At 73.7% G+C, this 5,434-nt stretch carries 3 protein-coding genes; 1 reads left to right on the forward strand and 2 read right to left on the reverse strand.

Annotated features, from left to right (window positions below):
* Nucleotides 1–2,979 (reverse strand): AsmA family protein (locus tag CCR97_RS29085; protein WP_201160147.1); only part of this gene is annotated, 2,979 nt, incomplete at its 3' end.
* 432 nt (nucleotides 2,980–3,411) lie between these two features.
* Nucleotides 3,412–4,860, reverse strand: coding sequence for an FAD-linked oxidase C-terminal domain-containing protein (locus tag CCR97_RS29090; protein WP_111360482.1), 1,449 nt, complete (start codon nucleotides 4,858–4,860; stop codon nucleotides 3,412–3,414).
* Between the two features lie 69 nt (nucleotides 4,861–4,929).
* Here CCR97_RS29090 and CCR97_RS29095 point away from each other — a divergent pair.
* A partial coding sequence (locus CCR97_RS29095; protein ID WP_244670741.1) for a thioesterase family protein occupies nucleotides 4,930–5,434 on the forward strand: 505 nt, incomplete at its 3' end.

Raw genomic sequence — 5,434 nt, forward strand, 5'->3', positions numbered from 1 at the left:
GGCGTCGACCGCCGTCGGATCGAGCCCGGCGAGCTGGACGTCCGTCACCGTGACGGCGCCGCTGCCGTGCAGGGCACCGACCAGCGCCGCCGGGCTGAGGCCGATCCCGTCGAGCTCGGCCGAGATCGACACGCGGCCGGTCGCCGGCGGGGTCTTTCCCGACCCGGGAACCAGGGCGGCGAGATCGGCGTCGGCGAGCGCCAGACGGGTGCGCAGCGACAGGCCCATCGGCACCTGCCGCAGCTCGGCGTCGAGCGACAGGCCGCCGTCGGCGAGCCGCCCCCGCGCCTCCTCGACCGCCACGGCGAAACCATCGAAGCGCACGGCGGTGCGCAGGTCGCGGGCGACCAGGCCGGGCAGCAGCGTGGCGCGGCCGGCCTCGATCTCGACCCGGCCGAACAGATCGGCGAAGCCCGGACGGCCGAACGGCTCGGCCGACCACGGCGCGGCCTCCCTGCCCGCCGCGGGCGACGGGCGGCGGGCCGCGCCGGCGAACGCGGCGACGAGCGGCGCCACGTCGAGATCGCTGGTCGCGATGCGACCCGTCACGGCGCGCGGCTCGGCGAGATGCAGGCCGAGATGCCCCTTCAGGCTCGCCCCGGCGAGCCGGCCGGCGAGATCGTCGAGCCGCAGGTCCGGCCCCGACAGGGTGAGACGGGTGTGCAGCGACAGCGGCACCGGGCCGGCGCCGGCCGGCACCAGGAAGCGCGCGTCGGAGGCCGTGACCGTCACCTCGGCGCGGCCGGACGGACCGTCGGCTTCGCGCCGACTGTTGCTGGTCGCCGACACCCACAGGCCGCCGGAGGCGACGTCGAGCTTGCCCGTGACCTCGCCGTCGAGCCGGCCGCTGCCGGACAGCGAGACCGTCGCCGGGCGTTGATCGAGCGCAACCAGCCGGTCGAGCCCGGTGAGGGCGGCGAGCGCCGCCCCCTCCTTGGCCTCCACGGTGCCGTCGAGCCGGACCTGTGCCTTGGTCGGATCGGCCGGATCGCCGGTGGCACCGGCCGTCAGCGCCAGCCGGATGGTGCCGAGCCGGCCGTCGACCGTCAGGCTCGCGGTCGAGCGCTTGGCGTTCGGCGCGGCAGGATCGTGCAGGGCCGGCGCGACGTCGAGGCGGGCGCGCAGCTCGGCGGCGCCGAGTGCGGCGGCGTAGCGGCGCAGCGCGCGCGCCTGCTCGGGCGCGACCTCGTCCAACAGCCCGAGCAGCGCGTCGGTACGTGGCGCCTTCACGTCGAGCGTGACGGCGCCCTGCGGGGCCGTGATCGAGGTGTCGATGCGGCCGGCGCCGGACAGCGTCGCGCCGCGCAGATCGCCGACCGAAAGGCGCTCGATGGTCAGCCCGTCCTTGCCGTAGCCGACCCGCGCCTCGACCCGCTCCGCCGCGATGCCGCCCCAGGCGACCTTGCCGGCCGCCACCCCGATCGTCGCCTCGCCGGGCCAGCCGATCCGGCTGCCGGCGAATGCCTCGCCGAGCAGGGCAACGGCACCTTCGAGATCGACCTCGGCGGACCGGATGTCGGCCTCGAGCCGCGACGGCCGGCCGGACGCGGCGCGCGTGTAGGCGACGCGCCCCTCGACGGTCCTGCGGTCGATGGTGAGCGACAGGCCGTCGGCCGCGATGCGGTCGCGCTCGAGCGCCACGTCGCCCTTGGCGCGCAGCACGCCGAGCGGCCGGTCCTTGCCGGTCTCGGCGCGGCCCTCGATCCAGGCGCCCAGCGCGCGGGGGTCGCTCGACTCGACACTCACCGGGCCCGCGAAGGCGAGATCGGCGCCGCGCGTGCGCAGCGTCCCGGCGAGCCGCATCTGGGTCAGGCCGGGCAGGCGCAGCTCGACGCCGTCCAGCGTGATCCCGTCGGCGGTCGTCGCCAGCCGGCCCCGGATGGTCTGATACACGGTGCCGCCGGCGACGAGCTGGTCGACCTCGACCGTCGCCGCGACCGGCAGCGGCGGCGCGAGCCCCGGCATGAGCCGGCGCAGCACATCGGGCAGCCCGGCCGGGCCTGCGGCCTGCCCCGCAGCCGCGTGGGGGGCGCCATCGAGGCGATCCAGGTCCACGTTCCGGCCGACGACAGCCAGGTCGAGCCGCGGAAAACGGCCGAGCACCAGGTCGGCGGAGCCGGCGAGGCGGACGGCGCGCTCCTCCGCCCCGTAGGTCACCTCGCCCTGCGCGAGTCTTACGCGCGACGGGGTCGCCTCGACCTTGCCGGCGACGCGCCACGGCTCGCGGGGGCGGCCGGCGGCGGCGCCGAGCGGCGCGCCGGCGGACCGCGACAGCGCGAGATTGCCGTCGTAGCGCGGGCTTCCGGCGAGCCACAGGGTGCCGTCGGTCTCGATCGCGAAGGGCTGGTCGAGCGGATCGACGTTGAGGCGCAGCCGCACGCCGCCGTCGGCCGCCGCCCGCCCGGCGCCGACCCGCACGCCGTAGACGCGGCCGCCGGTGACGAAGGCGCCCTCGCCGCGCAGCGGCCCGGCGAGCGAGCGCAGATCGCCCTTGAACGAGACGGTGTCGAGCGTGACGGCGCTGCCGGTCGCCGGATCGGCCAGCACGGCGCGGCCGTTCTCGACGACGAGACGCTCGACCGAGAGGACGTCCGGATCGAAGCCGGAGGGCAGCGCTGCGCCGCGCACCCGGCCGGCGGCGTCGAGCGACAGATCGAGCTGCGGCGAATCGAGGGTGAGCTCGGCGACCCGCCACTCGCCGCGCATCAGCGCGCCCAGCGCCAGCTCGACCCGCATGCCGCGGGCGCTCATGCGGACGCCGCCGGTGGCGAGCGCGACGCTCTTCAGGTCGAGCGAGGGGGTCGGCAGCAGGCGGACGTCGATCGGCCCGGTGATGGCGACCGGCGTGCCGACCGCCCGTGTCGCTTCCGCCTCGATGCTGTCGCGAAACCCGTCCCAGTCGACGAAATGCGGCCCGACCAGCGCCGTCACCAGCGCCAGGATCATCGCCACTGCCAGGCCGAGAAGGGTGGTCTGCACCGCAAACGCTCCGGACCGACGCCCGGGGACGCCCCGCTCACGCCGCGACAGCGTCGCCGCCGTCGGGACATCGCGACCGCCGTCGCGGCGCACCGCTGCCGCGAAAAGCGCCGTCACGCGTCACGGAGTCGAGGGCCCCCCGAACTCGAACTCTCGCGGGAATCAGCGGCGATTATATGTCGCTACGCGACTTTACCGGCAAGCGCCGCGGCTAGACGGCCTCGTGTCCCGGGCGCGGCGCACAGCGCCGCGAACCGGGACCCAGGGCGATCAGACGAAGCGCTCACCCCAGCACCTTCCAAGCCGCCCGTGCGGCCCCTGGGCCCCGGCTCTGCGGCGCCTCGGGCCTGCGGCCCGATGCGCCTTGTCCGGGGCACGATGCTGCGAGCCTACACGACGAAGTCAATCAACGACTCGTTCGCCGGAGCGATCTCATGTCCACGAAACGAGGTCCGCCGGCACGATCTTGCCGGGGTTCATGAGGCCGGCCGGGTCGAGCGCGTGCTTGATCGCCGCCATGGCGGCCAGCGCCGGGGCGCCGAGCTCGGCCTTCAGGTACTTCATCTTGCCCTGCCCGACGCCGTGCTCGCCCGTGCAGGTGCCGTCCATGGCGAGCGCCCGCTCGACCAGGCGCTCGAGCAGCGCCTTGGCGCGCTTGACCTCGTCCGCGTCGTCCATGTCGACCAGCAGGCCGAGATGGAAGTTGCCGTCGCCGACATGGCCGACGATCGGCGCGACCAGGTTCGACGCGGCGATGTCCTCCTGGGTCGCCACCACGCATTCGGCGAGGCGCGAGATCGGCACGCAGACGTCGCTCGCCACCGACTTGGTGCCGCGGCGGAGCGCGCCGGCCGCCCAGTAGGCATCGTGCCGGGCCTGCCACAGGCGGGTGCGGTCCTCGGCCCGGGTCGCCCAGTCGAACGGCCCACCGCCGAGCTCCTGCGCGATCTCGCCGAAATGCGCCGACTGCTCGGCGACACCGGCCTCGCTGCCGTGGAACTCGACCAGCAGCAGCGGCACCTCGGGCAGGTCGAGCTTCGAGTAGGCGTTGACGGCCTTCACCTGGAGCTGGTCGAGCAGCTCGATCCGGGCGACCGGGATGCCGGTCTGGATCGTCGCGATCACCGCGTTGCAGGCCGCCTCGACGGTCGGGAACGGGCAGATGCCGCCGGCGATCGCCTCCGGGATGCCGTGCAGCTTGAGGGTCAGCTCGGTGATGATGCCGAGCGTGCCCTCCGAGCCGACGAACAGCCGGGTGAGGTCGTAGCCGGCGGCCGACTTCTTGGCCCGCGTGCCGGTGGTCATCAGCTCACCGTTCGCCAGCACCACCTTCAGGGCGAGGGTGACGTCCTTCATGGTGCCGTAGCGCACCGCGTTGGTGCCCGAGCAGCGGGTCGCCGCCATGCCGCCGAGCGCCGCGTCGGCGCCCGGATCGAGCGGGAAGAACAGGCCCTGGTCGCGCAGATACTCGTTGAGCTGCTTGCGGGTGACGCCGGGCTCGACCACCACGTCGAGATCCTCGGCGTGGACGGCCAAGACCTTGTTCATGTCGCGGGTGTCGACGCAGATGCCGCCGAACGGCGCGTTGATCTGGCCTTCGAGCGACGTGCCGGTGCCGAACGGGATGATCGGAACGCCGGCGGCCGCGCAGATCCGCACGATCTTTTGAACATCGGCCGTGCATTGCGGAAACACGACGGCGTCGGGCGCCTCGCTCGGCAGCCAGCTCGCGGTGTTGCCGTGCTGCTCGCGGGTCGACCCCGCGGTGGTGAGGAGGTTCGGGCCGAATTCCTGCGCCAGTTCGGCGATCACGGACTCGACGGCGGAACGCGATGGCCGGACGGAAGCCGGCGCCGCGGCCGGGTGGGCGAGCGAAGTCATGGACGGTCAAACGCCTTCTCGGGTGTGCGGTGCAGCGTCGCGACGCCGACACGGGCTCGCGACTTCGTCATGATTCGCTGCCATACTGAACTCATGAACATCATGCTCGACCATGCCGACCTGAAGCCGGTGTTCTTCGCTCCGTTCGTCTCGACCGTCATGCGGGTCGAGCCGGACTGGATCGACTACAACGGCCATCTGAACATGGCCTTCTACAACGTGCTGTTCGATCGCGCCGCCGACGAGGTCCTGGCGCTGATCGGCGCCGGCACCGACTATGTCGACCGGCAGCGCCATTCGTATTACACGGCCGAGACCCACGTGCGCTACCTGCGGGAGCTGAAGGCCGGGGACGCGGTGCGCGCAACCTTCCAGCTCCTCGATTACGACGCCAAGCGGCTCCACTATTTCGAGCAGCTCTTCCACGCCGACGCGGGCTGGATGGCCGCCACCATGGAGGTGATGGCCCTGCACGTCGACATGGACGCGGCCCGCGCCGCCCCCACCCCGCCGCTGATCGCCGCCCGCCTCGCCGAGATGAAGGCCTCGCACGCCATGCTGCCCCGCCCCGAGG

It is taken from the genome of Rhodoplanes elegans, from assembly GCF_016653355.1.
Classification (GTDB): Bacteria; Pseudomonadota; Alphaproteobacteria; order Rhizobiales; family Xanthobacteraceae; genus Rhodoplanes; species Rhodoplanes elegans.

Bases quoted from the DNA above. Each gene is read 5' to 3' on its own strand.
- CCR97_RS29090 (WP_111360482.1), bottom strand. From the start codon at position 4,860: ATGACTTCGCTCGCCCACCCGGCCGCGGCGCCGGCTTCCGTCCGGCCA.